Annotated in this window: 20 protein-coding genes; 10 read left to right on the forward strand and 10 right to left on the reverse strand. The window is 61.6% G+C overall.

Going from position 1 to position 25,377, the window contains the following annotated elements; genetic code table 11:
- The first annotated feature begins 80 nt into the window (after positions 1–80).
- Complete coding sequence (locus ACM6JM_RS21205) at positions 81–3,038, forward strand: autotransporter domain-containing protein (protein WP_414882446.1); 2,958 nt, start codon at positions 81–83, stop codon at positions 3,036–3,038.
- Between the two features lie 278 nt (positions 3,039–3,316).
- Entirely contained in the window at positions 3,317–4,705 is a 1,389-nt protein-coding gene (locus tag ACM6JM_RS21210; RefSeq protein ID WP_414882447.1) for an autotransporter domain-containing protein, read from the forward strand.
- Positions 4,706–4,809: 104 nt separating this feature from the next.
- On the opposite strand, the gene oadA is transcribed toward ACM6JM_RS21210, so the two are convergent.
- Together oadA and ACM6JM_RS21220 are read right to left on the reverse strand one after the other, a co-directional pair.
- Entirely contained in the window at positions 4,810–6,618 is a 1,809-nt protein-coding gene (gene oadA / locus ACM6JM_RS21215) for a sodium-extruding oxaloacetate decarboxylase subunit alpha (protein ID WP_039765069.1), read from the reverse strand.
- 11 nt (positions 6,619–6,629) lie between these two features.
- On the reverse strand, positions 6,630–8,045 hold the full coding sequence (locus tag ACM6JM_RS21220) for an acetyl-CoA carboxylase biotin carboxylase subunit (RefSeq protein ID WP_007954255.1): 1,416 nt from the start codon (positions 8,043–8,045) through the stop codon (positions 6,630–6,632).
- Positions 8,046–8,235: 190 nt separating this feature from the next.
- Between ACM6JM_RS21220 and ACM6JM_RS21225 the strand changes: the two genes are divergently transcribed.
- Entirely contained in the window at positions 8,236–9,198 is a 963-nt protein-coding gene (locus ACM6JM_RS21225) for a LysR family transcriptional regulator (protein WP_039765068.1), read from the forward strand.
- On the opposite strand, the gene ACM6JM_RS21230 is transcribed toward ACM6JM_RS21225, so the two are convergent.
- The 3 genes from ACM6JM_RS21230 to ACM6JM_RS21240 form a co-directional block, all read right to left on the reverse strand.
- The gene (locus ACM6JM_RS21230; protein WP_007954251.1) at positions 9,140–9,346 is read right to left on the reverse strand and encodes a PA3496 family putative envelope integrity protein; all 207 of its coding nucleotides are present in this window, start codon (positions 9,344–9,346) and stop codon (positions 9,140–9,142) included. The genes ACM6JM_RS21225 and ACM6JM_RS21230 overlap by 59 nt on opposite strands.
- Positions 9,347–9,454: 108 nt before the next feature.
- Positions 9,455–10,321: a transcriptional regulator HexR gene (gene hexR / locus ACM6JM_RS21235; RefSeq protein WP_007954250.1), complete on the reverse strand. Its 867-nt coding sequence runs from the start codon at positions 10,319–10,321 to the stop codon at positions 9,455–9,457.
- A gap of 150 nt (positions 10,322–10,471) precedes the next feature.
- Positions 10,472–13,345, reverse strand: a complete 2,874-nt coding sequence (locus ACM6JM_RS21240; protein ID WP_414882448.1) for an EAL domain-containing protein — start codon at positions 13,343–13,345, stop codon at positions 10,472–10,474.
- Between the two features lie 259 nt (positions 13,346–13,604).
- On the opposite strand from ACM6JM_RS21240, the gene uvrD reads away from it, so the two are divergent.
- From uvrD to ACM6JM_RS21260, 4 genes are all read left to right on the forward strand, one after another.
- The gene (gene uvrD, locus ACM6JM_RS21245; protein ID WP_007954248.1) at positions 13,605–15,788 is read left to right on the forward strand and encodes a DNA helicase II; all 2,184 of its coding nucleotides are present in this window, start codon (positions 13,605–13,607) and stop codon (positions 15,786–15,788) included.
- 148 nt (positions 15,789–15,936) lie between these two features.
- Positions 15,937–16,377, forward strand: a complete 441-nt coding sequence (locus ACM6JM_RS21250) for an EamA family transporter (protein ID WP_085667325.1) — start codon at positions 15,937–15,939, stop codon at positions 16,375–16,377.
- Between the two features lie 175 nt (positions 16,378–16,552).
- On the forward strand, positions 16,553–17,431 hold the full coding sequence (locus ACM6JM_RS21255) for a Tim44 domain-containing protein (protein WP_039765060.1): 879 nt from the start codon (positions 16,553–16,555) through the stop codon (positions 17,429–17,431).
- A gap of 138 nt (positions 17,432–17,569) precedes the next feature.
- A complete protein-coding gene (locus ACM6JM_RS21260; protein WP_007954245.1) occupies positions 17,570–17,977 on the forward strand; it encodes an SMI1/KNR4 family protein in 408 nt (135 codons plus the stop codon).
- A gap of 21 nt (positions 17,978–17,998) precedes the next feature.
- On the opposite strand, the gene ACM6JM_RS21265 is transcribed toward ACM6JM_RS21260, so the two are convergent.
- On the reverse strand, positions 17,999–19,762 hold the full coding sequence (locus ACM6JM_RS21265; RefSeq protein WP_039765059.1) for a cation:proton antiporter: 1,764 nt from the start codon (positions 19,760–19,762) through the stop codon (positions 17,999–18,001).
- A gap of 282 nt (positions 19,763–20,044) precedes the next feature.
- On the opposite strand from ACM6JM_RS21265, the gene ACM6JM_RS21270 reads away from it, so the two are divergent.
- Positions 20,045–20,527 carry an acyl-CoA thioesterase gene (locus ACM6JM_RS21270; protein ID WP_003229693.1) on the forward strand — a complete coding sequence of 161 codons (483 nt, stop codon included), beginning with the start codon at positions 20,045–20,047 and terminating at the stop codon, positions 20,525–20,527.
- Between the two features lie 103 nt (positions 20,528–20,630).
- On the opposite strand, the gene pdxY is transcribed toward ACM6JM_RS21270, so the two are convergent.
- Positions 20,631–21,503 (reverse strand): pyridoxal kinase PdxY, encoded by an 873-nt coding sequence (gene pdxY, locus ACM6JM_RS21275; RefSeq protein WP_039765058.1) that lies wholly within the window; start codon positions 21,501–21,503, stop codon positions 20,631–20,633.
- A 117-nt stretch (positions 21,504–21,620) separates the two neighbouring features.
- On the opposite strand from pdxY, the gene ACM6JM_RS21280 reads away from it, so the two are divergent.
- A complete protein-coding gene (locus ACM6JM_RS21280; RefSeq protein WP_039765057.1) occupies positions 21,621–22,034 on the forward strand; it encodes a DUF3301 domain-containing protein in 414 nt (137 codons plus the stop codon).
- Between the two features lies 1 nt (position 22,035).
- Here the strand turns inward: ACM6JM_RS21280 and ACM6JM_RS21285 are convergent, their stop codons facing one another.
- On the reverse strand, positions 22,036–23,007 hold the full coding sequence (locus ACM6JM_RS21285) for a CobW family GTP-binding protein (RefSeq protein ID WP_414882449.1): 972 nt from the start codon (positions 23,005–23,007) through the stop codon (positions 22,036–22,038).
- A gap of 24 nt (positions 23,008–23,031) precedes the next feature.
- Here ACM6JM_RS21285 and ACM6JM_RS21290 point away from each other — a divergent pair, with 24 nt between their 5' ends.
- Positions 23,032–23,388, forward strand: coding sequence for an NADH:ubiquinone oxidoreductase (locus ACM6JM_RS21290; protein ID WP_414882450.1), 357 nt, complete (start codon positions 23,032–23,034; stop codon positions 23,386–23,388).
- 4 nt (positions 23,389–23,392) lie between these two features.
- On the opposite strand, the gene ACM6JM_RS21295 is transcribed toward ACM6JM_RS21290, so the two are convergent.
- Positions 23,393–24,043: a DUF1826 domain-containing protein gene (locus ACM6JM_RS21295; RefSeq protein WP_414882451.1), complete on the reverse strand. Its 651-nt coding sequence runs from the start codon at positions 24,041–24,043 to the stop codon at positions 23,393–23,395.
- Positions 24,043–25,248 carry a zinc metallochaperone GTPase ZigA gene (zigA, locus tag ACM6JM_RS21300; RefSeq protein WP_414882452.1) on the reverse strand — a complete coding sequence of 402 codons (1,206 nt, stop codon included), beginning with the start codon at positions 25,246–25,248 and terminating at the stop codon, positions 24,043–24,045. Before zigA ends, ACM6JM_RS21295 begins: the two co-directional genes overlap by 1 nt.
- Positions 25,249–25,377: the final 129 nt, after the last annotated feature.

Genomic DNA, 25,377 nt, shown 5'->3' on the forward strand with positions numbered 1-25,377 from the left:
GAGTTCGCCACGGACATCATTCTGTAAAAACCCTCCGCTATACAGGACGCCCCGCTTATAACAAAAAGGACGTTCTGCCCATGCCCTTCCCGCCCCAGCGCCTGTCGTTTGCCATTGCCCTGCTGATCGCCACCAGCGCCGCCCACGGCAAGACCGTGCAGATCGACACCGCCACGACGGCATCGCAGACATTGGGTGGCGGCGACACACTGACGATTTCGGCGCCGGGCAGCATCACCAACAGCGGCAAGGCTGTGAGCCTCAAGGACGGCACCAGCGGCGTCGGTGTGATCATCGATAACGCCGGCAAGATCATTTCCAGCGGCGGCCGGGCTATCGACAGCAGCGGCGATCTGACCCAGGCACGCAACTACGCGATCTACAACCGCAGCGGCGGGCAGATTCTCGGTTCCAACGATGCGATTCGCATCGACAGCAACTTTGTCAGCGGCAGCCTGTTGATCGACAACAGTGGCACCATTCGCTCGACCACCGGCCAAGGCCTGGATCTGGATGCGTTGCGCAGCGACGGGGTAAAAACCACGATCATCAACCGCGCGGGCGGGCTGATTCGTGGCGACGCCAGCGACGGCATGAAAACCGGCGCCAATGCGACCATCAGCAACTACGGCGAGATCTCCACCGGTGACTCGCACAACGCCGACCAGAAGTTCGACGGCATCGATATCGACACCGCGACCGGCGTCAGCGTGACCAACTACGGCGTGATTTCCGGCGGGCGGCATGGCATCACCACTGACCTGGGAGCGACGCTGGTCAACTACGGGCAGATCACCGGGCGCAACGGCTCCGGTTTCGGTTCCGATGGCGACGGCACGGTGATCAACCACGGCACCATCACTGGCGCGTATTCCGGGCTGCAACCCAATGGTGACGGCGACGGCGTGGACATCGACAACATCGCTCACATCGAAAACTACGGCATCATCCAGGGCGTCGGTGCCGGCGGTGTGGACAAGGGTGGTTTCGCCAATGGCAGTGAAGGCATTGCCCTGGGCGGCGGTTACATTCTCAACGCCAAGGATGCACTGATCAGCGGCGCCAACAGCGCCATTCTGGTGGATGACGGCAGCGGCGGTTCGGGGCTGGCGGCCACCACGCTGGAGAACTACGGCACTATCCAGGGCCTCGACGGCTTCGGCGTGAAATTCGTCGGAGAGTTCGCCGACAGCGTGATCAACGGCGGCACGATCAGCGGCAGCAACGGCCTGGCGCTGGACCTGGGTGGTGGCAATGACAGCCTGACCCTGCGCAGCGGCAGCCGCTTTGTCGGCGTGGTCGATGGCGGCAGCGGTTACGACCGCGTAGTGATGGATGACGCAGCCGGCGGCAGCTTCGGTGCCAGCCGCAACTTTGAATGGCTGGAAGTCAAGCAAGGCGCCTGGACGCTCACCGGTAGCGGCGACTTCAGCGACGGCGGTGCCGTGCGCAGCGGCGCCACGCTGATAAACCAGGGCGGTATCGCCGGCAACCTGACCGTGGACGCCGGAGGTGTGTATGCGGGTGGTGGTTCGGTGGGCAACCTCAACGTGAATGGCACGTTGCGTACTGACTCCCGCCTCGGCACCGCGACCGTCGCGCACGACTTGAACATGGGCAGCGCATCCACCCTCGCCTACGGCGTCAACGCCGATGGCAGCAGCGCGCCAGTCCAGATCGGCGGCACGGCCAACCTCAACGGCGCAACGCTGGCGGTCAATCCCGGCAGCGGCACTTATCCGTGGCAGAGCCATTACACGGTGCTGCAGGCAGCGCGGGTCAACGGCACGTTCGGCGCGGTCACCAGCGACTACGCGTTCCTCACACCGACCCTCGCTTACACGCCGACTCAGGTCGATCTGACCTACACCCGCAATGACGTGGCCTTCAACGAATTCGCCGCCACCGGCAACGGCAGCAACGCCGCCAACAGCCTGGCCTCGATCGGCAAGAACAATGCGCTGTACAACGCCTTGCTCAACACCACTCAAAGCAGTGCAGGCGCGGCCATCGAGCAATTGGCCGGCGCCAGCAACGCCAACCTGACCAGCGCCACCCTCGGCGCCAGCAGCCAGGTCGGCAGCAGCATGCTCTCGGCCATGCAGCAAATGGGTGGCAGTCCCGGCATGATGGTCGGTCTTGATCAGCGTGATACGCCGATCCTCGCGGCTAACGGCGTTCCGTCAGAAGCGCGAAACCTTAATGACCCGAACGCTCGGGGCCGGCTCTGGCTGCAGGCCATCGGCGGCTACGGCAAGCTGGATGGCGAACACGGCAGCAGCGGTCTGGAACAGCGCACCAAGGGCAGCGTGCTCGGTGCCGACTGGGCACTCAATCCACAATGGCGTCTGGGCGTGCTCGGCGGCTATTCGAAGACCGACCTTGACGCCACCGGTGTCGACGGCAATGTCGAGAGCTGGCACGCCGGTGTTTATGCGCTGCATCAAAACGGCCCGCTGGCCCTGCGCCTCGGCGCGGCTTACAGCGGCCATCAGGGCGAAAGCAAACGCACCATCGCGTTCAATGGTTTCAGCGATCGCCCCAAAGGTGATTACGACGCCGACAGCCAACAAGCCTTCGCCGAACTCGGCTATGCCATGGGCAGCGGCCGACTGAGCGCCGAACCGTTCGCCAGCCTCGGCTACCAGCGCTATCACCGCGAGCGCTATCAGGAAAAGGGTGGCGCGGCGGCCTTGCAGGTCGACAGCCAGACCCAGGACAACTTCAGCAGCACCTTCGGTGTACGCCTGGCGCACCTCAGCTCGCTGGACAATGGCATGAGCCTCACCCCGCGCATGGCCGCCGGCTGGAAGCACACCTATGGCGATGTCAGCAGCTCGACCCGTCAGGCCTTCGTCGTGGGTGGCACGGCGTTCAACGTCGATGGCAGTTCACTGGATCGTGACAGTCTGGTGCTGGAAGCAGGGCTGGATCTGGGCATTTCCGCGCGGCATACGCTGGGGCTGGGATACAGCGGCGAGATTGGCAGCAACAGCCGTAATCACGGGTTGATCGGGCAGTGGCAGATGAGTTTTTGAGATTTCGCCAATCCGGATTTCAGCGGGAGCTGTAGGTAAAGGCGTCTGGTCGATCGGGTAATCATGGCGGGTTCATTACCTGCCAGCGCTCGGGCTACAAAAGCAGACGTCATCGCCTGCACACGGTTCGGAATTGCCCGGCATCGGCGCACCGGCATCGACTTTTACAGTTTGGCCTCATTTCACCTGAGGCGAACGGAATGCCCATCCAATGCAAATACAAGCTCCAACATCTTGTCCTGGCGGTCGCGCTGGTAGTCGGTTGCGTGGAGTTTTCTATGGCAGAGCAGTCGGAGCCCGACGCGCCCGTCGTGGACGAAGTGAAACCCAAGCCTGCGCGCAAGAAGAAAGAAAAACCTGCTCCGCCCAGTCTCGCTCCAGAGCCACTGCTTGCAGAAAGTATCGCTCCGACGCCAGAAACATTTCCGGTCAGCACTGAGATTCCAGCGGCACCCCTTCCTGCACCCGATGACATTCCCTCTGAGAAAGTCGCCACGACGCAAAGCGGCAGCGCACTCAAAGAAAGCCTGGAAAAACCAGCGCCCTTACCGGAATCGGTTCTGGCCGAAACGTCCGCAGCTCAACAAACCGAAGTGGTAGACCAGCCGCCGTCAACGGATTCCCCTCTACCTCCGGGGAACGCAGCCATCGAAGCCCTGCTCGCTGCCGACGAAACTACGGCCGCCCTCGCCTACGATCAACTGGCCGGCGGTAACAACGCCAACCTCGCCAAGGCCACCTTGAGCAGCGTCACACCGGTCAGCGCCAGCCTGCTGTCGGCCATGCACCAGCTCGATAACCTGCATGACAACCAGCCAAACGCACCGCGCCACGCGGCCGGAAACGCCGAGAGCGGCAGGGTCTGGCTGCAGGCCCTCGGCCACAGCGGGAAACTGGATCGCGATGTGGAGCCCATGCAGCATTCCACCAAAGGACTGCTGATCGGTGCGGACTGGCGGCTCGACGAAGACTGGCGACTGGGCTTGATGGGCGGCACCTCCGGCACGCGCATGGACAGCAAGGAGCTGGACGGCGATCTCGACAGTTGGCACCTCGGTGCCTACGCCTTGCGCCAGACCGGCCCGCTGTCACTTCGGTTAGGCGTAGCCTGGAGCAACCATGAAGGCAGTACCCGCCGCAAAGTCGCGTTCGGCCGCTTCCATGACCGACTGAAAGGCAACTACCAGGCCACTACCCAGCAAGCGTTCATCGAGTCGGGATACAACCTGGGTCGGGCCAACATCAGCATCGAGCCGTTTGCCGGCCTCGGTTATCAACGCTACCACCGCGACGGCTACACCGAAAAAGGCGGGGATGCGGCGCTCCGGGTGGGTGATCAATCCCAGGGCAACTTCAACACCACCGTCGGCCTGCGCATGGCGAAAGTCAGCACGCTGGATAACGGCATGCGCCTCACGCCACGACTCAGCGCGGGATGGAAACATGTTTACGGCGAGACCGACACTAGCACCCGGCAACGTCTGGTCACCGGCGGCCGTGACTACACCGTTTATGGCGCAGAGCTGGACCGCAACAGCCTGACGCTGGACACCGGGCTTGATCTGACCGTCTCGGCCAATCACACACTCGGTGTTGGCTTGTCGGGTGAGATCGGTACCGACAGCCGAAACCATGGTGTATCGGGCCAGTGGCGAATGGCGTTCTGAGTCCGGACTGGCTGCTGCCGCACGTTGCGGCAGCAACTTGAAAGCAAAAAAAAGGGGAGCACATGCCCCCCCGAGGTTTAAAGCGTTGTATCGAGGCTGTTATCTCAGCCTTCGATCTCGATCAGGATTTCGCCCGGGTTCACCCGGTCGCCCTTGGCAACGTGAATGGCGGTGACCTTGCCGGCAATCGCAGCCTGGACTTCGGTCTCCATCTTCATCGCCTCAGTGATCAGCACGGCCTGGCCCGCCTTGACGGTGTCGCCTTCCTTGACCAGCACATCGACGATGTTGCCCGGCATGGTGGTGCTGACGTGACCCGGTGCCGAAGCCTGCTTGCGCTTGCTGCTGCCGCCGCCGACGAATTCGTTGAGTGGTTCGAACACCACTTCTTCCGGCATGCCGTCGATGGACAGGTAGAAGTGACGCTTGCCTTCAGCCTTGACGCCGACACCGGTGATGTCCACGCGGTAGGTTTCGCCGTGAACGTCAATGACGAACTCGGTCGGTACGCCTTCGCCGCCGGCCGAAGCCACCTTGCCCGCTTCCGGGATCGGCAGCAGCACTTCCGGGGTAAGGGTGCCGGCGGCACGCTCTTCGAGGAACTTGCGGCCGATGTCCGGGAACATGGCGAACGTCAGCACGTCTTCTTCGGACTTGGCCAGTGCGCCGATATCGGCACGCAGCTTGGCCATTTCCGGCTTGAGGAGGTCGGCCGGGCGTACGTCGATCACCTCTTCGCTGCCAATGGCCTGACGACGCAGCTTCTCGTTCACGGTGCCAGGCGCTTTGCCGTAACCGCCTTGCAGATAGAGCTTCACCTCGTTGGTGATGGTCTTGTAGCGCTCGCCGGCCAGCACGTTGAAGAACGCCTGGGTGCCGACGATCTGCGAAGTCGGGGTCACCAGCGGCGGGAAGCCGAGGTCTTCACGCACGCGCGGAATCTCCGCCAGCACTTCGCCCATGCGGTTCAGAGCCCCCTGCTCTTTCAGCTGGTTGGCCAGGTTGGAAATCATCCCGCCCGGCACCTGGTTGACTTGAACACGGGTATCGACGGCGGTGAATTCGCTTTCGAACTGGTGGTACTTCTTGCGCACGGCGTAGAAGTACAGACCGATCTCTTGCAGCAGCTCCAGGTTCAGACCGGTATCGAACTCGGTGCCCTTGAGCGCAGCAACCATCGATTCGGTGCCAGGGTGGCTGGTGCCCGAAGCGAAGCTGGAGATCGCGGTGTCGATGTGGTCGGCACCGTTTTCAATGGCCTTGAGCTGGCACATCGCTGCCAGGCCAGCGGTATCGTGGGAGTGGATGAACACCGGCAGCGACTGTTCGGCTTTCAGTGCACGTACCAGTTCACCAGTGGCGTATGGGGTCAGCAGACCGGCCATGTCCTTGATCGCCACCGAGTCGCAACCCATGGCTTCCATTTGCTTGGCCTGGGCAACGAACGCATCGATGGTGTGCACCGGGCTGGTGGTGTAGGCGATAGTGCCCTGGGCATGTTTGCCGGCAGCTTTCACCGCTTCAATGGCCACGCGCAGGTTACGCACGTCGTTCATTGCGTCGAAGATGCGGAACACGTCGATGCCGTTGACCGCGGCCTTGGCGACGAACGCTTTGACCACGTCATCGCTGTAGTGGCGGTAGCCCAGCAGGTTCTGCCCGCGCAGGAGCATTTGCAGACGGGTGTTGGGCAGCGCGGCGCGCAGTTGGCGCAGACGCTCCCACGGGTCTTCTTTCAGGAAACGCACGCAGGCGTCGAACGTCGCGCCGCCCCAGCACTCCAGCGACCAGTAGCCGACTTTGTCGAGCTTGTCGCAGATCGGCAGCATGTCTTCGGTGCGCATACGGGTGGCGAGCAGCGATTGGTGGGCGTCGCGCAGGATGGTGTCAGTAACGAAGATCTTCTTGCTCATTCTTGTATTCCTCACAGGCCTGCGTGGGCGGCGATGGCGGCGGCGATGGCCAGGGCCAGCTCTTCGGGTTTGCGCTTGATCGAGTAGTTGGTCAGCTCAGGGTGGCTTTCGACGAAGCTGGTATTGAACTGGCCGCTACGGAATTCCGGGTTGCGCAGGATTTCCTGGTAGTACGCGGCGGTGGTCTTCACGCCTTGCAGACGCATGTCGTCGAGGGCGCGCAGACCACGGTCCATGGCCTCTTCCCAGGTCAGCGCCCAGACCACCAGTTTCAGGCACATCGAGTCGTAGAACGGCGGAATGGTGTAGCCGGTGTAGATCGCCGTGTCGGTGCGCACGCCAGGGCCGCCGGGGGCGTAGTAGCGCGTGATCTTGCCGAAGCTCGGCAGGAAGTTGTTCTTCGGGTCTTCGGCGTTGATCCGGAATTGCAGGGCAAAACCGCGATGCTGGATATCTTCCTGCTTCACCGACAGCGGCAGGCCGGAGGCGATGCGGATCTGTTCGCGGACGATGTCGATCCCGGTGATTTCTTCGGTGATGGTGTGCTCCACCTGCACCCGGGTGTTCATCTCCATGAAGTACACCTCGCCCTCGGCGAGCAGGAACTCCACGGTGCCGGCGTTCTCGTAGCCCACGGCCTTGGCTGCGCGCACCGACAGGTCGCCGATGTAGGCGCGCTGTTCCGGGGTCAGTTGCGGGCTCGGGGCGATTTCGATCAGCTTCTGGTTGCGACGCTGGATCGAGCAGTCACGCTCGAACAGATGCACGACGTTGCCGAAGCTGTCGCCGAGGATCTGCGCTTCGATGTGTTTCGGATTGACGATGCATTTTTCCAGGAACACTTCCGCCGAACCGAAAGCCTTGGTGGCTTCGGAAATGACCCGAGGGAAATTCTGTTCGAGTTCTTCGCGGCTGTTGCAGCGACGGATACCGCGACCGCCACCACCGGAAGTGGCCTTGAGCATCACCGGGTAACCGATGCGGTCGCCCTCGCTCAATGCTTCCTCGATGCCGGAGACGTTGCCTTCGGTGCCCGGCGTGACCGGCACACCGGCCTTGATCATGCTACGGCGCGCTTCGGTCTTGTCGCCCATGCGGCGGATGACTTCCGCCGACGGGCCGATGAATTTGATCCCGCGTTCGGCGCAGATGTCTGCCAGCTCGGCGTTTTCCGAAAGGAAACCGTAGCCGGGGTGCAGCGCATCGCAGCCGGTTTCCACGGCCAGGTTCACCAGCTTGCGCGGGTTCAGGTAACCGGCCAGCGGCTCGGCACCAATGCTGTGGGCCTCGTCCGCACGCTTCACATGCAAGGCATGCCGGTCGGCGTCGGAATAGATCGCGACCGAGCGGATGCCCATCTCGGCGCAGGCACGCACGATTCGTACGGCAATCTCACCACGGTTGGCGATCAGGATCTTTGTTATCACTTGGAGGTTCCCTTGAGCCGGTGGCACCACGACCTGCTAGACCCAGGTCGGCACGTGACCAAATGTTTCAATCTGGTCTCGGCTCCACACTAGCGCTGACAAGGGATTAACAAAAATGAATAAAAATTGGGTCAGGCATAAGTAAAGACTTATAGTCATCGCATCAGCCAATGGCCAGAGTCGTTAGAAAATGCGTAAGTCCTTGATGCGTATGACATTGCGTCAATTGCAGATCTTCAACGAAGTGTGTGATTTACGTTCCTACAGCCGAGCGGCCGAGGAAATGTCGCTCACACAACCGGCCGTCAGCCTACAGATTCGTCAGCTCGAAGAACTGATCGGGCAGCCATTATTCGATTACGTCGGCAAAAAACTCTACATGACCGAAGCGGCCGAAGCACTTCAGCGCGCCAGCCGGGACATCTTTGGCCGACTGGAAAACCTCGACATGCAGCTGTCGGACATGCAGGGCTCGCTGCAGGGCCAGTTAAAGCTAGCGGTGGAATCCAGCGCCAAATACTTCGTGCCGCACCTGTTCGCGGCGTTCAAGCGCCAGCATCCGGAAGTGAACCTGCAGCTGACGGTGGTCAACCGCGGCCAGGTAATCCGCCGGCTCTCCGATAACCGCGACGATCTGGTGATCATGTCGATGGTCCCGCAGGACATGGGTCTGGAGTTCCTGCCGTTCCTCAACAACCCGATCGTCGCCGTGGCGCGGCCGGATCATCCGCTGGCGCACATGGGCCCGCTGCGCTTGCAGGATCTGGAGCCTTACACCTTGCTGATCCGCGAACCCGGTTCGGGTACTCGGCTGGCCTGCGAGGAGTATTTCAAGGAGAAGCGCGTGCACTTCACCCAGACCCAGGAAGTGGCGTCGGCCGAGGCCCAGCGTGAATGCGTGGTGGCGGGTCTGGGCCTGGCGCTGTTGACACGCCACGCCCTGAACCTGGAGCTGGCGACCGGCGGCCTGGTCGAGCTGCCGGTCGAAGAGTTGCCGCTGTTTCGCAGTTGGTGCCTGGTGCAAGCCAAGGCCAAACGGCTGTCACCGGTGGCGCACGCCTTCCTGGCGTTTATCCGCAGCGAAAGGGTGCAGATCAGCGCGCTGGTTGAGCGCTTCGACGGGAAGCTGCCGGCGCTGCCTGCCAGTGATTGATGTCCTCGGGAAAATCGCCGATTTCGGCCTGAAGCTGGCGAAGTTCGAAGCGATCTTCGATGGCGCGGCGAAACTCCATGCGGCGCTGGTCTTCCTGCTGACGACGGGTTTTCGCGGCGCTGTTGCGTTCTTCGTAGGGCTGAGCCATTTCGAGTCTCCCAAGGCGATTACGGGAGTTTCACGATAGGCCCGGGGGATGACGGTTTGGCTTCGCCGGGGTTACAGGCAGATGAAGATTGCCGTCATCCCAAGACAATCAGTCATCCAGCGCTTTCACCGATTTTGGCGACAGCCGCAAGCTGCGCAGGCTGCGCTTGACGCTCTTGAGGTGGTTGACCAGGCTCGGCCCGCGCGCCATGGCCACGCCCATCGCCAGCACGTCGATCACCACCAGGTGAGCGATACGCGAGGTCAGCGGGGTGTAGATTTCGGTGTCCTCGTGCACGTCGATTGCCAGGTTGACGGTCGACAGCTCGGCCAGCGGTGTCTGGCTTGGGCACAAGGTGATCAGCGATGCACCGCTCTCGCGAACGAGGTTGGCGGTGATCAGCAGGTCTTTGGAACGGCCGGACTGGGAAATGCAGATCGCTACGTCGGTGGGCTTCAGCGTCACCGCCGACATCGCCTGCATGTGCGGGTCGGAATACGCCGCCGCCGTCAGCAGCAGACGGAAGAACTTGTGCTGCGCATCCGCCGCCACCGCGCCCGACGCACCAAAACCATAGAATTCGACGCGCTGGGCCTGGGACATCAACGTCACCGCCCGCTGCAGCTCAAGGGGATCGAGCTTCTCGCGAACCTCCATCAGCGTGTGCAACGTGGTGTCGAAAATCTTCAGGCTGTAGTCGGCAACGGAATCGTCTTCATGGATCGCGAACTGACCGAAGCTGGCGCCGGCCGCGAGGCTTTGCGCGAGCTTGAGTTTCAGATCCTGGAAACCGGAACAACCGATGGCCCGGCAGAAGCGCACGATGGTCGGCTCGCTGATGCCGACGCTGTGAGCCAGGTCGGCCATGGAACTGTGCATCACTGCCGCAGGGTCAAGCAGCACGTGGTCGGCGACCTTGAGCTCCGACTTGCGTAACAGGTGACGTGACTGGGCGATGTGTTGCAGCAGATTCAAGGGGCTGGACTCTTGTTATGGAAAGATGTGCTTTGGCCAGATGCCAGGGATGTAGCAAGCTTGTAGTTATACTACATGAATCGGCTTTTTGCCTGCTCAATGCGTAACCGGATCCCCCCGGATCAGGAGACATGCGTTGCATGTAGCCCTTTACAGCGGTTTTTCCTGTTCACGCAGCAACGCAGCAAGGCCGACCGCCTCCACCGGACGACTGATCAGATAGCCCTGCACCTCATCGCAACCTTCAGCTTTCAGAAACGCCAGTTGCTCGGATCGCTCGACACCTTCGGCGACCACTTTAAGTGACAGCCCATGAGCCATCGCAATGATCGCCCGGGTGATCGCCGCGTCTTCGCTGCCCTCGCCCAACCCGCGAATAAAGGCCTGATCGATCTTCACGTAATCCACCGGAATCCGCTTCAGATAGCTCAGCGATGAATAGCCGGTGCCAAAATCGTCGATGGCCAGTTTCACCCCCAGATCCCGCAACTGCTGGAACGTGGCGATGATGTGTTCGACGCTGTCGAGCAGCTGGCTTTCGGTCAGTTCCAGTTCAAGGTAATGCGGCGCCAGGCCGGTTTCCTCCAGCACTTGGCGCACCAGACTGACCAGTTTGCCCTGGCGCAATTGATGCACCGACAGGTTCACCGAAACCCGGATCGGCGCCAGCCCCTGACGCTGCCATTCGCACGCCTGCCAGCAGGCCTGACGCAGGACGAACTCGCCGATCGGCCCGATCAGCCCCGTCTCTTCGGCCAGACCGATGAAGTCCCCCGGCGGCACCCGCCCCATGGTCGGATGATCCCAGCGCACCAGCGCTTCCGCCGCGTTGAGACGGCTGGTCCCCAGGCACAGCTTCGGTTGATAGAAGACCTTGAGCTGCTTTTCCTCGATGGCTTTGCGCAGCTGGTTTTCCAGTTGCAGGCGCTCCAGCGTGCTGGCCTGCAGACTATCGGTGTAGAACTGGAAGTTGTTGCCGCCCAGGTGCTTGGCATGTTGCATGGCCATGTTCGACTGGCTGACCAGCGCGGAAATCTCCCGGGCGTTATCGGGCAGCATGCTGATGCCCATCGAAGCACTTACTACCAATTCGTGCCCTTCCACGGTCAACGGCAGGCGCAGCTTGCTCGACAGTCGCGTGGCGACCCGCGCCAGGCTCGACAGGTTGCCGTAGGCGTCGAACAGTACCGCGAACTCATCGCCGGACAGCCGGGCAATGGTGTCGGCTTCCGGCAAGGCGTTGACCAGCCGCCGAGACATCTTTTGCAGCAATTGGTCCGCGATCTCGTGGCCGAGGCTGTCATTGAGCAGCTTGAAGCGATCCAGATTGATGTGCAGCAACGCCAGACTCCGACGCCCGCCCTGTCGCACGCGCTGATGGGCTTCGTGCAGGCGTTCGCGGAACAGCGAGCGATTGGCCAGGCCTGTGAGTTCGTCGTAGTGGGTCAGGTAGCGCATGCGCTCTTCGGATTCGCGGCGCGCCGACAGATCGGCGAAGAAGCCGACGATATGGCTGACATTTCCCCGACTGTCGCGCACGGCATTCAGTTGCAGCCATTGCGGATACAACTCGCCGTTCTTGCGGGTTTCCACCAGTTCGCCTTGCCAACTGCCGTGCTGCTCCAGCGCGTGGCGAATCGCGACGTAATGGCGGCGGGCGTCGCGACTGCACGGCAGTTCGACAACGTTGCGTCCGAGCATGTCGTTGATGTCATACCCGGTGACCCGGCTGAAGGCCTGGTTGATGGCGATCAGCGAGTAATTCGGATCGAGAATCACGATGCCTTCGCTGGCAGCCTCGAACACCGTCGCCGCCAATTGCTGTTGGGCTTCCAGACTTTTGCTGACGCTGATGTCGCGGCGGGTGCCGACCATGCGGATGACCCGCCCGTTCTCGTCGCGCTCCACCGCCCGTCCACGGTCTTCGATCCAGACCCAGTGACCGTCGCCATGGCGCACGCGGTATTCGATCTGATAATCCTCCGTGCGCCCCTTCAAGTGATCGGTCAGCGCGCGTTTGAGCGGCGGCACATCATCCGGGTGCAGCCTTGGTCGCAGATGCCTGAGCAGCCCGGTGACGTACTGCGGGTCGAGGCCGAACAGTTCCTGAATCTGCGTGTGGTGAACCTCGTCGGTCTGCAGGTTCCAGTCCCACAGCCCCAGCTCACTGGCCTTCAACGCCAGGGCCAGGCGCGCCTCGCTTTTGCTCAGCGCCTGGTTGGCGACATCCAGCTCTCGGCTGCGCTGGGCGACCCGATCCTCCAGCTCGACCTGCGCCTCGCGCAGCTTGCCCTCGGCGCAACGCCGCTGCTCGATTTCCTTCGCCAGCTTCTGATTGAGCTGTTCGCTGCGGGTTTGCGTTTGTTGCAGGTGCTCGATCAGGTGCTGGTTCTGGAAGCGCCGCAGCAAACCGCGATCGATCAGCCGATTGACCTGCCACGCCACCACGCTCAGGGAGCCGAGCAGGATCAGCCCGAGCCAGCCCCAACCCCGCGCCAGTTCGTCACCGCCCCAGAACAGGTAGCCGATGGCCGGCAGCAGGCACGGCAAGGTAAAGGAAAGAAACGCCGGAATGCTCACGGCGTAAGCCACGCTGGCCGACAGGGTCGCGGCTCCGATCAGGCCGAACACCCAGGCCTGCTGCATGAAGTTGTCGGCCGGGACCAGCGCGATGCCGACGCCGGCCAGGGTCAGGCCGGTCATGGTCGAGCCGAGCAGGAACATGCGCCCCCAGATCGGCTGGGCCTGGCGATCGGGAATCGCCGAGTCGAACGCGGCGACCTGAATCACCCGCAACGCCACCAGCGACAACAGCCACACCAGCCAGACGCTGACCACGAAGTAACGCTGCGGGCTCCAGAGCAGAGCGGCGCAGACCAGACCGTTGATCAACATGAACAGGGTGGGCAGCAGCGAACCCTGATAAAGAAGGCGCGTGCGCTCGACCGCCATCTGGGTGGCGTAAAGCTTGCGGATCACCCGAGGCTCCACGGAGGGGCCCGACAGGTCGAAGCTGAGGGTCATAGGCAACGTTCTTGTTCTTATAAGTGTGAGCATGCGCCCGGAAACGTGGACGGAGCATACACAAGCCGAACCACTTGCCAAACTGCCCCAGATCATAATTTCACCGAAACTTTTCCCCCGCCCAGCCCCCACCAAAGCCCTGAGCTCAGGCGGGCCAACGCCTGTAGCCGGTGACCGACCGGTCGTCATCGGCAGCACTTTCATCGGCTAATGCAAAGCTCGGTTTGCCCGGGCCTGCGGCGCACCCTAGAATGCCCCGATGCGCGATGATCTCTCCCTTCTGCTGAACTCCCTCAACGATGCCCAACGCCAGGCCGTAGCGGCTCCCGTTGGTCGTCAATTGGTCCTGGCCGGTGCCGGCTCCGGCAAAACCCGAGTGCTGGTGCACCGTATCGCCTGGTTGATCCAGGTCGAGAACGCCTCGCCCCACTCGATTCTGTCGGTGACCTTCACCAACAAGGCCGCTGCCGAGATGCGTCACCGCATCGAGCAGTTGCTGGGCATCAACCCGGCCGGCATGTGGGTCGGCACCTTCCACGGCCTGGCGCACCGCCTGCTGCGGGCGCACTGGCAGGAAGCCGGGCTGAGCCAGACTTTCCAGATTCTCGACAGCGACGACCAGCAACGCCTGGTCAAGCGGGTGATCCGCGAGCTGGGGCTGGACGAGCAACGCTGGCCGGCCCGTCAGGCCCAGTGGTTCATCAACGGGCAGAAAGACGAAGGTCTGCGTCCGCAACACATTCAAGCCAGCGGCGATCTGTTCCTGGCCACCATGCGCGGCATTTACGAAGCCTACGAGGCGGCATGCCAGCGGGCCGGCGTCATCGATTTCTCAGAACTGCTGCTGCGCGCCCTCGACCTGTGGCGCGACCACCCGGGCCTGCTGGCGCACTACCAGAAGCGTTTCCGACACATTCTGGTGGACGAATTCCAGGACACCAACGCCGTGCAGTACGCCTGGTTGCGTCTGCTGGGCAAGGGCGGCGACAGCCTGATGGTGGTCGGCGACGACGATCAGTCGATCTACGGCTGGCGCGGCGCGAAAATCGAGAACATCCACCAGTACTCTTCCGACTTCCCGGATTCGGTGACCATCCGTCTGGAGCAGAACTACCGCTCCACGGCCGGCATCCTGAAAGCCGCCAACGCCCTGATCGCCAACAACACCGGACGTCTGGGCAAAGAGCTTTGGACCGATGGCGGCGACGGCGAAGCCATCAACCTCTACGCCGCCTTCAACGAACACGATGAAGCGCGCTACGTTGTCGAAACCATCGAAAGCGCGCTGAAAACCGGCCTGGCTCGCAGCGATATCGCGATTCTCTACCGCTCCAACGCCCAATCGCGCGTTCTTGAAGAAGCCTTGCTGCGTGAACGCATTCCGTACCGCATCTATGGCGGCCAGCGCTTCTTCGAGCGGGCGGAAATCAAGAACGCCATGGCCTACCTGCGTTTGCTGGAAGGTCGCGGCAACGATGCGGCGCTCGAGCGGGTAATCAACGTCCCGGCGCGTGGCATCGGCGAAAAAACCGTCGAAGCGATCCGCGACCATGCACGCCACAGCGATGTGTCGATGTGGGAAGCCATGCGCCAGCTGGTGGCCAATAAAGGTCTGACCGGTCGCGCCGCCGGTGCACTCGGTGCGTTTATCGAGCTGATCGAGAACCTCGCCGCCAAGTGCGCCGAGATGCCGTTGCACCTGATGACCCAGACCGTCATCGAGCAATCCGGACTGATCGCCTACCACGAAGCGGAAAAAGGCGAGAAAGGCCAGGCCCGGGTAGAAAACCTTGAGGAACTGGTCAGCGCCGCGCGTAACTTCGAGAACACCGAAGAAGACGAAGAGCTGACGCCACTGGCGGCATTCCTCGGCCACGCGTCGCTGGAGGCCGGCGACACCCAGGCCGACGAGCACGAAGACAGCATTCAGTTGATGACCCTGCACAGCGCCAAGGGCCTGGAATTCCCTTACGTGTTCCTGGTGGGCATGGAAGAAGGCCTGTTCCCGCACAAAATGAGCCTGGAAGAGCCTGGACGCCTTGAGGAAGAACGGCGTCTGGCCTATGTCGGCATTACCCGGGCGATGCAGAATCTGGTGATGACCTATGCTGAAACCCGACGCCTGTACGGCAGCGAAACCTACAACAAGGTGTCGCGTTTCGTACGGGAAGTACCGAAAGGCCTGATTCAGGAAGTACGCCTGTCAAACAGCGTCAGCCGACCGTTCGGCGGCAACCAGTCGATGGGCGGCAGCAACCTGTTCAGCGGCAGCGAGATTCCGGAAACCGGCCTGAGCCTTGGCCAGGCTGTCCGTCACTCGATCTTCGGCGACGGCGTGATCCTCAACTTCGAAGGCGCCGGCGCCCAGGCCCGGGTGCAGGTGAACTTCGCCGAAGGCAGCAAGTGGCTGATGCTCGGGTACGCGAAGCTGGAAGCCATTTAAGAGCAGCCCGTCGTTGCTCATCGTTCCCACGCTCTGCGTGGGAATGCATCACGTGACGCTCTGCGTCACTGTGGACGCGGAGCGTCCATGGCGGCGTTACCACGCAGAGCGTGGGAACGATCGGACACGAACACTGGAGGCAACATCCATGGGCTCGGGCTTCTTTTCCTCCTGGACATTCTGGGCCCTGCTCTCGGCCACTTTCGCCGCGCTGACGGCCATCTTCGCCAAGATCGGCATCGAAAACGTCAACTCCGACTTCGCCACCCTGCTGCGCACAATCGTCGTATTGGTCAGTCTGGCCTTGATTTTGTACGCCACGGGCCAATATCAGTCCTTGGGATCGATCTCCGCCAAGAGCTACCTGTTCCTGCTGTTGTCGGGCCTTGGCACCGGCGCTTCGTGGCTGTGCTACTTCCGGGCGTTGAAAGTCGGCCCGGCGTCGCTGGTCGCCCCGGTGGACAAGCTCAGCGTGGTCTTCGTGGCGGTGCTTGGTGTGGTCCTGCTGGGCGAGAAACTCGACCTGCGCCAGTTGGGCGGCATCGGCCTGATCACCGCTGGTGTGGTGATGCTGGCCTTGCGGCGCTGATCTATTTCCTGCTGAACCTATCTCCTTTTCCTACAGACAAAAGTACATAGCCTTATTGCCCCGACCGAGCTGAACGTAACCTGTCAGGCAAAAGCCCGAAACACTCTCTCGCTAGCCAGTAACACTTCAGCTGTGCAACATGGCGCGCGTGTCTCCACAAACGGGAATTCCCTTTATGAAACGTTTTCTTAGCATCGCCATGGCGTTGTGCATCGGCCTGACGATGAGCCTCGACGCCAACGCCAAGCGCTTTGGTGGTGGCAAAAGCGCCGGCGCTGCGCCGACGCACCAGACCAGCCAGATGGCTCCTTCTTCCCCAGGCATGGGCGGCGCTGCGGCGACCGCTGGTGCTGCCGGTGCCGCGGGCGCTGCGGCCAAGGCCGGCGGTGCTTCGAAATGGCTCGGCCCTCTGGCCGGCATCGCGGCCGGTGGCCTGCTCGCTTCCATGTTCATGGGCGGCGGCTTCGAAGGCATGCAGTTCTTCGACATCCTGATCATGGCCGTGATCGCGTTCGTGATCTTCCGCTTCATCGCCGCCCGTCGTCGCAAGCAGCAGGAGCAGTTCGCTCCGGCCGGCGCGCCGATGCAGCGTGAAGTGTTCGAACAGAAACCAGCAGCCATGGGTTCGATCTTCGGTGGTTCGGCCGCGCCTGCTGCCGCCCGTCCGGTGATCAACGCTCCGGCCTGGTTCAACGAACAGCGCTTCCTTGAAGCTGCCCGCAGCCACTTCCAGGCGCTGCAGCAGCACTGGGACGCCAACGAAATGGACAAGATCGCCGAGTTCGTGACCCCGCAAATGTTCGAGTTCCTCAAGCGCGAGCGCGCGGAACTGGGCGATGCCTTCCAGTCCACCTTCATCGACAACCTCCAGGTACAACTGGATGGCGTGGATGACCGTGCGGACAAGACCATCGCTACCCTGACCTTCAACGGCGTGTCGAAGACTTCGCGTTTCGACCAGCAGGGCGAAGTGTTCAGCGAAAGCTGGAACATGGAGCGTCCACAGGGCGACAACCAGCCTTGGCTGGTCGCCGGTATCCGCCAGAACGGCTGATCACCTCCGACGTTTTACGCGCAGTAATGAAAACCCCGGCCTCGGCCGGGGTTTTCTATTTCGCGGTTGCATCTATAGCGAGCTACTGTATAAACCGGCCCATATAAACCGCGCCATTCAAGCAAGAGGATCCCGGACGTGGAAGAAATCATCGAACAACTGCGCGAAGCCAACGAACCCGTACCGGTTCCTTTGGAATTGCCTGACGAAGACCAGTTGGTGGAAATCGAAGAAGAACTCTTCATCAACATCCCGTTCGTCTTCAAAGAGTTTCTGCTGACCGTCAGTGACGTGGTTTACGGCAGCCTGGAGCCGGTGACCGTCACCGACCCGCAATCCCACACCTACCTGCCGGACGTCGCCGCCAACGCCTGGGATGCCGGCGTGCCGCGCGACCTGATCCCGATCTGCCAGGATGGTGACGACTACTACTGCGTCGAAGAAGACGGCACCGTGGTGCTGTGGTCGGGTGAGGAAGAACTGATCACCGAAGAGTCCTGGGAATCGGTCTGGCACTGGGCTCGGGACGTCTGGCTGGAAAGCTGAAACGCCCCATCCCATGGGTGGTCAGTGCCCCGACGGCTCCTTGTGGTTGTCGAGGGTTTCCAGCAGGGCCACCTGCATCCGCGTGTGCACCCGGATGAACCAGCGCCAGAGCAGCGCCGCCACGGCGGCTGCGACCACGGCGATCAGCACCAGCAACTTGTTGGTCGGCAAGATACTGGCCGACAAGGCTGCCAGCAGCAGGAAAATCACCAGCAGCGAGATGATCGGGATCACTTCGGCTATCACCCGGCGCACTCGCTGCGTGTGACGCCCGGCCATTTCCGGCTTCACACCCATCTCCGCCAGCAGCATCGACAGCGCCTTGAGCTTGCGATAGGCCGCGATCAGGAACGGCAGCGACACCAGCAACGCCCCACCCCAGATCAACGCCTTCTGCCAGCTCGGATCGCTGATCCAGTCCTGCATCCAGATCGAGAGGCGCCCGGCAAAGAAAGCGCCGGCAAAAAAGATCGCGATCACCAGCGCCAGATTGACCCCGACCTGCAGCAGAATCCGCCGGATCATCGAGGCCAGCATCGCGCCCTCACCCTGCGGCTGAATGCTGCGCAGCCACTCGCCGTACATCCCGAACACTCGACCGACTCGCTGCGGCATGGCGGCAGACAGCTTGATCGACAGCGGATCGGCAGCCCGGATCAGGTACGGCGTCAGCAACGTGGTAATCACCGAAACCGCCACGGCCACCGGATACAGGAAGTTGCTGGTGACCTGCAGGGTCATCCCCAGCGCCGCGATGATGAAGGAGAATTCGCCAATCTGCGAAAGCCCCATCCCGACCCGCAGTGAGGTGCGTCCGTCATTGCCGGCGATAAACGCACCGAGGCCGCAGGACAGCATCTTGCCCAGCACCACGGCAACAGTGATTACCGCGATCGGCCACGCGTATTGCAGAAGGATCATCGGGTCGAGCATCAGGCCGATGGCGACGAAGAAGATCGCGCTGAACAGGTCGCGAACCGGCTCGATCAGGCGCTCGATTTTCAGCAGCTGCCGCGACTCGGCCATGATCGCGCCGATCAGGAACGCCCCCAGCACCATGCTGTACTCAAGCTTGACCACCAACAGGCAGAAACCGAAACACAGGCCCAGCACCGTGATCAGCAGCATCTCGTTGCTTTCGAACTTGGCGACGTAAGCCAGCAGACGCGGCACCAGCAGAATGCCGACCACCAGGGCGACAATCATGAAAAGCGAGAGCTTGCCGACCGTGGAAAACACTTCGCCGGAGCTCACCGTGCCGCTGACCGCGATGCTCGACAGCAAGGCGATGATGCCGATGCCGAGAATGTCCTCGACGATCAGCACACCGAAAATCAGCTGCGCGAAGCGCTCGTTCTTCATCTTCAGGTCGTTGAGCGCCTTGACGATGATGGTGGTCGAGGAAATCGCCAGGATCGCGCCGAGGAACAGCGAATCCATGGTGTTCCAGTCGAACCAGCGGCCGATTTCGTAGCCGATCCAGATCATCAGGACAATTTCGAGGAACGCTGCGATGAAGGCCGTGGCGCCGACCTTGAACAACTTGCGCAGGCTGAACTCCAGGCCAAGGCAGAACATCAGGAAAATCACCCCCAGCTCGGCGAGGGTCTTGATGGTTTCTTCATCGTGGATCAGGCCGAACGGCGGCGTGTGCGGGCCGATGATGAAGCCGGCGACGATGTAGCCGAGTACCACCGGCTGCTTGAAACGGTGGAACAACACGGTCACCACACCTGCGACCAACATGATCACCGCCAGATCCTGAATAAAGCTGATGGCATGCATGGTGTGGGCTCCTTGAATGACGAGGCTCACGCAGGCATGGGAAATGTCTGGGCGAGCTGAGTAAAAATCCGCTTTGGGTGTAGGAATCGCCCTTGGGGAGGCGCTTTTGCAGGGTAACACCGCGACTTCCGGCTGAAAGGCGGTGCAATATATGGAAACAGATCGATTCGGGCGTGACGGCGGCGAGTTGCCTGGCGTCCCGATAACGGTGCTTTTGAAAAGCGACCAGGCACCCGCAGAGGTGTTTCTTCCAGCAACCCTGCCTTGACCCGTGAGAACGTTATGGAACCCGGAAACGCCCAGCTGTCGATGACGGTACTGATGACCCCCGACATGGCCAACTTCTCTGGCAATGTCCACGGCGGCACCCTGCTCAAATACCTCGACGAAGTGGCCTACGCCTGCGCCAGCCGTTATGCCGGCCGCTACGTGGTGACCCTGTCGGTGGATCAGGTGATTTTCCGCGAGCCGATCCACGTCGGCGAACTGGTGACCTTCCTGGCGTCGGTGAACTACACCGGCAACACCTCGATGGAAGTCGGCATCAAAGTGGTGACCGAGAACATCCGCGAGCGCTCGGTGCGCCACACCAACAGCTGCTTCTTCACCATGGTCGCGGTGGACGATCAGCGCAAACCCGCCGCCGTACCGCCGCTGCAACCGCAGAACAGCGAAGACAAACGCCGCTACATGCAGGCGCAACAACGCCGGCAGATCCGTCAGGAGCTGGAAAAGCGCTATCAGGAAATCAAGGGCGACGCCTGAGATTTTTAGCGATCTGACGACCGCTATCGCGAGCAGGCTCGCTCCCACGGATAAAACGTCACCTGTGGGAGCGAGCCTGCTCGCGATTGAAGCCGACGCGGCATCAGAGGCTGATCGGCGTAGCCTCGAATTTCACCCGCGGATGCGCAATCCGGTCCTGCGCCCGCACAAGTTGCAGCTCGTAACTGGCGCAGGCCTGGGTTTCCAGCAGCACTTCATGTACCGCTGCTGCGGTGAATTCAAACGCCGCCACCAGGCTGTCACCGAGCAGCACACGCGCCAGGAACAGACCGGACGTCAGATCGCCCACCCCCACCGGCTGACGCGGAAACGCCAGCAGCGGACGCCGCAAATGCCAGCTGCCCTCGGCCGTCACCAGCAACATTTCAAAGCCATCCGCCGGTTTGCCCGGATAATCCAGATGCTTGACCAGCACCGCTTTCGGTCCACGCGCCAGAAGCGCACGCGCCATCGCCAGACAATCGAACAGCGACTGCGGCTTGCGCCCGGAGAAGCTGTCCAGCTCCAACTGGTTCGGGCACATGAAATCCGCAACGGCAGCGGCCTCCTCCAGCAGGAAGTCACTGACTTCAGCAGGAACGCTGCAACCCTTTTCCGGATGCCCCATCACCGGGTCGCACAGATAAAGGGCTTTCGGGTTGGCCGCCTTGATCCGCTCGATGCCACTGAGAATCGCCCGCCCCTGCGCCGCACTGCCGAGATAACCTGACAGCACCGCATCACAATTGCCCAGCTCACCGATCGCGGCGATGCCCTCGACCAGCTCGGGGATCCGGTGCGGTGCCAGCACTTCACCGGCCCACTGGCCGTACTGGGTGTGGTTGGAGAACTGCACCGTATTGAGCGGCCAGACATTCACCCCGACCCGCTGCATCGGAAAAACCGCAGCGCTGTTGCCGGCGTGGCCGAACACCACATGGGACTGGATGGCGAGCAGATGAGGCGTACGTTTCATTCGGGTTTTTCCGTAAAACGATTGAAATTCAAGCCGCGCAGTATGCGACGAAACGCAGCCTGTACGACAGACCGGCGACGCAGTTAAGCTGACGCCATCATTTGGAGTTTCGTGTTGATGCTCACCCTGGAAAACATTTTCGTGCTGATGCTTTTCGCTGCCGCCGGTGCGTGGCTCTGGCACAACCACGGCTTGCGCGAGCGGGCGCTGGAGCGGGTCAAACAGCATTGCGTGAATGTCGGCGTCGAGTTGCTCGACGGTAACGTGGCGCTGAAGAAGATCGGCCTGATCAAGGACGCCAGCGGTCGGCGACGTCTGGCCCGGGTCTACAATTTCGAATTTACCGTGACCGGCGAAACCCGGCACAACGGCACCATCACCCAGTTCGGTGCGCACAGCGCGCAGATTGAACTGGCGCCCTACCCGGCACCGTTCGATGACACACCACCCGTGGTGGAGGTGACAAAACCGCGTGGTGAAGTGATTGAGCTGAGCCAGTGGCGTCAGGAGCACACCAAGTGGAAGCCTTGAATCAGCTCGCCTGAAGCCGACAACGGGCCAGCCCGGCCTGTAATTCACCGACCGCTTGCGGCTCGTCGAAAATCAGCTCGATCCGGGAATCCTTGCGCCATTCACTGGACAGCCAGCTGAGCTCGGCATTGTCCAGCGCATTGGCTGACTGCCAGCCGCCCGGGCTGTGAATCACCAGTTTGGCCCGCCGCCAGTTCAGATTTTCCAGCCATCGGCCAACACCACCGACGTCAAACACCTGGCTCGGATGCCAGCGCCAACCGATGCTCCAGCCACCCTCCTGGGCCTGGCTCAGGCAGATCGGCAGCGCCGGATCGCTCCAGATGGCCGGCATTTGTGCCAGCCCCTGCGGCACAATCAACTTATCCACACCTGCTTGCGCCTGTACTGCCAGTCCCGGCAATTCGCCGAGCGGCAACATCGCCCGTTGCGTCCAGATCAGTCTGACAGACGGCAACTGTCGGGTGATTCGCTCACGCGTGGGCTCGTCGAGGTTTTCCGCCTTGTTCAACAGCAGCAGGCCTGCACTGGACAAGGTTTCCTGCTGCGCGTCCGGCAGCGGTTTGCCCGCGGCAAGGGCCTGGGCGTCCAGCACCAGCACGCAAGGTTGTATGGCGAGTACGCCTTGCCACGGCGCCTCGTTCAGCTGCTTCAGCAACTGCGCCGGATGCCCGAGCCCCGAGGGCTCGATGAACAAGCGATCCGGCCGTGCCTTGCGCAACAATCGCCCCAGACCGATCTGGAACGGCGCACCGTTCACGCAACACAAACAGCCCCCGGCCACTTCGCCCAGTGCGATACCATCGGCGTCGCGGGTCAACAGCGCCGCGTCGAGCCCGATCTGGCCGAACTCGTTGATCAGCACCGCCCAGCGCTCGCCCGCCGGTCGCTGGGCCATGAGCTGGCGGATCAGGCTGGTCTTGCCCGCGCCCAAGGGGCCGGCGATGACGTGGGTGGGAATGTTCTGCAACATGATCAAGATTTCTGGAGGTCGAAGATGCGGTGGATGGGATGGTCGTTGCTGCTGACGCTGGTGTCGAGCGAGGCTTTGGCCCAGGCCTGCGTGGTGCACAGCCAGGCGGAGCGGCTCGACGTGAAAGTCTGCCAGCAGAACCGCAACATCCCGGAAAAACTGTTCAACGACGGCTTCTGCCAGCCGACCCTGGCCGGGCAGAAAGTCGAGGTTCAATACGTCAACCAGTGCCCCGCTGGCGCGTTCGGCGTGTGCAGCAACGCGCAAGTCGCCAATATGCCTTATCGCCAGGATATCCACTATTACGGCGTGGCCACCGATGCGGCGTATTTGCAGCCCTATTGCGAGGGCCAGAGCCAGGGGAAGTGGCTCAAGCCCTGAGGCGCTATCCGAGCCAGTCGAGGGTCAGCATCAGCCGCCGCTCACCTGGCGCCGGTTGCGGCGAGCGATGAATCAGGCCGAAACCTTCGTTGCCGTGCCATTTTTCGCCCTTGAGCAATGCCACTTCGCCGCGATTCAATTGCTGAATCCGTGACGCTTCCTGCGGCTCGGCTTGCGGCTGTCCCAGTTGCCGACGATCCATCTGCCCTTCCCTTAGCCATTCACTGCCGACACCGGCGTACGTGGTGATCAACCGCACCGGCACATGATCGACGTGGAAACGCGGACACATCGCCTTGTCCAACACCCGCAGGCGCAAGCCGATCCGCCGCGCGCCCAGCAGGCAGGCGAAGGCACTGACCAGCCATTTCAAGTCGGCGACAAACCCTTCGTAGCCTTCCAGATCGCGAAAGCCGCTGGCCAGTCCCGTGAGATCCGGTTCTGCGTCTTCGTCCGGCAATTCCAGGCACAGCGCCTCGGCGTAAGGTTCGTTCAGAGACAGCAACAGGTCCGCGAATTCGGCAATGTGCAGCGGAAGCTGTCGTTGCCAGACCGCGAGGTTGGTCTCGTCGTCGAGAATGTTCGCCAGTGCCTGCGGGGTCTGGCCGAAAGACTGATGACGAATGCTGCCTGGCAGCGATTTCAGGGCGAGCATCAGGCGACCTCGTCGTGCCAGGAGCCAAAAGGATCACGTAGCTGTAGCCAGCCTTGAGTACCGAGCGCCATTTCATCATCGGTCAGCAGGCAATCATCGAGTTCCGACGACAGCTGTGCGAAATCGATGTTCTGCCCGATAAACACCAGCTCCTGACGACAATCGCCTACGCTGGCGATCCAGTTTTCCATGATCGCGGCGGTACTTTCCTGATCCTGTGGCCACTGTTCTTTTGGCACGAAGCGCCACCAGCGTCCGGCGAAACCATGGCGCATCAGCCCTCCTGCCTGAGACCAGCTACCGGCGTCGGTGGGTTTGCTGGCCAGCCAGAAGAAGCCTTTGGAGCGCAGCAGTTTGCCGTTTACCCAAGGGCGATCGATGAAGTCGAAGAAACGCTGCGGATGAAAGGGCCGGCGAGCCCGATAGGCCGTGGAGGCGATGCCGTACTCCTCGGTTTCCGGCACATGTTCGCCACGCAGTTCCTGCAACCAGCCGGGGGCCTGGGCGGCTTTTTCGAAGTCGAAACGACCGGTATTGAGAATTTTCTCCAGCGGTACCTCACCCATGACCATCGGGATGATCTCGGCCTGAGCGTTGAGGCGCTTGAGAATGGCTATCAACTCTTCCCGCTCGCGGCTGCTGATCAGGTCGATCTTGCTGATCAACAGGACGTCGGCGAATTCGATCTGCTCGATCAGCAGATCGGTGATCGAACGTTCATCTTCTTCACCAAGAAATTCCCCACGAGAGGCGAGATTTTCCGCGGCCTGGTAGTCCGGCAGGAAATTCATACCGTCGACTACAGTGACCATGGTGTCGAGGCGAGCGATGTCGGCGAGGCTTTGCCCCTGCTCATCACGGAAGGTGAATGTCTCGGCCACTGGCAACGGCTCGGAGATTCCGGTGGACTCGATCAGCAAATAGTCGAAGCGGCCTTCGCGGGCCAACTGACTGACCTCTTCCAGAAGGTCCTCACGTAACGTACAGCAGATACAGCCATTGCTCATTTCCACGAGCTTCTCTTCTGCACGGTTCAGGCTGACATCACGCTGGACTTCGCTGCCATCGATATTGATCTCGCTCATATCGTTGACGATAACGGCGACGCGCAGATCGTCTCTGTTACGTAGTACGTAATTCAAAAGTGTACTTTTTCCGGCACCGAGAAAGCCGGACAAAACGGTCACGGGAAGTCGGGAAGACATTGGATAAACCTCATCAGACGATCGCTAAACAACGCTGAGGCTCTCGGGGCGAGCGTTCTTGAGCTTCGATGAGATCACCAGGGAAGCAGACGCTTGAAATGGAAGCCACGGAAAGCCTTGTCCGATTAA

This window comes from Pseudomonas sp. IT-P2 (genome assembly GCF_949767575.1).
In the GTDB taxonomy this organism is placed as follows: Bacteria; Pseudomonadota; Gammaproteobacteria; order Pseudomonadales; family Pseudomonadaceae; genus Aquipseudomonas; species Aquipseudomonas pharyngis.

Bases quoted from the DNA above. Each gene is read 5' to 3' on its own strand.
- ACM6JM_RS21205 (WP_414882446.1), top strand. From the start codon at position 81: ATGCCCTTCCCGCCCCAGCGCCTGTCGTTTGCCATTGCCCTGCTGATC.
- ACM6JM_RS21210 (WP_414882447.1), top strand. From the start codon at position 3,317: ATGGCAGAGCAGTCGGAGCCCGACGCGCCCGTCGTGGACGAAGTGAAA.
- oadA (WP_039765069.1), bottom strand. From the start codon at position 6,618: ATGAGCAAGAAGATCTTCGTTACTGACACCATCCTGCGCGACGCCCAC.
- ACM6JM_RS21225 (WP_039765068.1), top strand. From the start codon at position 8,236: ATGCGTAAGTCCTTGATGCGTATGACATTGCGTCAATTGCAGATCTTC.
- ACM6JM_RS21230 (WP_007954251.1), bottom strand. From the start codon at position 9,346: ATGGCTCAGCCCTACGAAGAACGCAACAGCGCCGCGAAAACCCGTCGT.
- ACM6JM_RS21240 (WP_414882448.1), bottom strand. From the start codon at position 13,345: ATGACCCTCAGCTTCGACCTGTCGGGCCCCTCCGTGGAGCCTCGGGTG.
- uvrD (WP_007954248.1), top strand. From the start codon at position 13,605: ATGCGCGATGATCTCTCCCTTCTGCTGAACTCCCTCAACGATGCCCAA.
- ACM6JM_RS21250 (WP_085667325.1), top strand. From the start codon at position 15,937: ATGGGCTCGGGCTTCTTTTCCTCCTGGACATTCTGGGCCCTGCTCTCG.
- ACM6JM_RS21255 (WP_039765060.1), top strand. From the start codon at position 16,553: ATGAAACGTTTTCTTAGCATCGCCATGGCGTTGTGCATCGGCCTGACG.
- ACM6JM_RS21265 (WP_039765059.1), bottom strand. From the start codon at position 19,762: ATGCATGCCATCAGCTTTATTCAGGATCTGGCGGTGATCATGTTGGTC.
- ACM6JM_RS21270 (WP_003229693.1), top strand. From the start codon at position 20,045: ATGGAACCCGGAAACGCCCAGCTGTCGATGACGGTACTGATGACCCCC.
- pdxY (WP_039765058.1), bottom strand. From the start codon at position 21,503: ATGAAACGTACGCCTCATCTGCTCGCCATCCAGTCCCATGTGGTGTTC.
- ACM6JM_RS21280 (WP_039765057.1), top strand. From the start codon at position 21,621: ATGCTCACCCTGGAAAACATTTTCGTGCTGATGCTTTTCGCTGCCGCC.
- ACM6JM_RS21285 (WP_414882449.1), bottom strand. From the start codon at position 23,007: ATGTTGCAGAACATTCCCACCCACGTCATCGCCGGCCCCTTGGGCGCG.
- ACM6JM_RS21290 (WP_414882450.1), top strand. From the start codon at position 23,032: ATGCGGTGGATGGGATGGTCGTTGCTGCTGACGCTGGTGTCGAGCGAG.
- ACM6JM_RS21295 (WP_414882451.1), bottom strand. From the start codon at position 24,043: ATGCTCGCCCTGAAATCGCTGCCAGGCAGCATTCGTCATCAGTCTTTC.
- zigA (WP_414882452.1), bottom strand. From the start codon at position 25,248: ATGTCTTCCCGACTTCCCGTGACCGTTTTGTCCGGCTTTCTCGGTGCC.